Annotated in this window: 1 protein-coding gene and 1 pseudogene; both read right to left on the reverse strand. The window is 46.1% G+C overall.

What is annotated here, in order from left to right; translation table 11 throughout:
- Positions 1 to 361 (reverse strand): annotated as a pseudogene (locus AC1DWB_RS35885) (hypothetical protein); the annotation flags it as partial.
- 190 nt (positions 362 to 551) lie between these two features.
- Positions 552 to 1087, reverse strand: a 536-nt coding sequence (locus tag AC1DWB_RS35890) for a sensor histidine kinase (RefSeq protein WP_477545830.1), incomplete at its 5' end; no start/stop codon positions are given.

A 1087-nucleotide genomic window follows, 5' to 3' on the forward strand; every position in this document is an offset into this window, starting at 1 on the left:
GGTTTGTTTCGTCCGGATACACCGTATGTAAGAGATCTGGTAAGTTACCGGAGGACAGCATCAGATTGAATTTTGTTTTGAAGTCCGTATAGTTCGGCACCTCTACCTCCAAATCAACGTTCGCATAATCCTCAATGATGTTGAGATACGGATTGTTGCTTGGATCGACGCCTTCCGGATGAGCGATACCTGAGTTATTCATGAACATGCTCATCTTGATTCTTTTTTCTTCCGCTTTCGCTAGGGTTGGACTTGCTGAAGCTGCAGGCGGCTCGCTCTTACTGGAACAGCCCGCTGCCACAACACTCGATAACAACACGGAAGCCATGAGTACTGATACCGCTTTCTTTTTTCTGAGCAATTGACACCCTCCTATTAATGTTAGATCTGGGCTCAAGGACATCGGATCGATTTCCTGAGTCTGTATCTATCATAGAGCACGAATACCCCTTTTTACGGTCAGTATTATCCATGATTTGGATCAAGATTGAACGAGATTTTCCTACCGCCAGCCCGGATTTTCGGATGATTTCTACCCTTTTAGCGGACATTTATGCACCCGCTTGTTCATCTGTGATCGGAATAAGTAAGACAATTGAAGTTCCGATGCCAGGTTCGCTGGTAATCGTAAGATTTGCTCGGTCTCCATACTGCAATTTAATCATCCTATTCACATAATGGATCCCAATGCCCATCCCGGTGTTTCGTCGTTCCTCTGTGCTTCTATCGAGTAATTGCCTGATTTCCTCCGCACGCATTCCCAATCCGTTGTCCTTCACCTCAATACGAACGCGATCCTCGCCTTCAAGTCCGGCTTTGACCTCAATCCAACCGTCGTCCCCTAGTCCATGAAAAAGTGAATTTTCTACAAGGGGTTGAAGGATGAATCGGGGGATCGGTACATCCATCAGTCCGTCCTCTGCCCGTATATCTACATGGATCTGAAAATCGTACCGTATTTGCTGTAATGTCACATAATCGTTAAGGCAAGCGATTTCCCGGCCTAATGTCGCCGTTCCTCCCTTGCCCATGTTGTAATAAAGCACTTTGTTGAGTAAGGAAACAAGTCTCTCAATCTGTTCCTGCC

Source organism: Paenibacillus sp. P4_E11 (genome assembly GCF_056401635.1).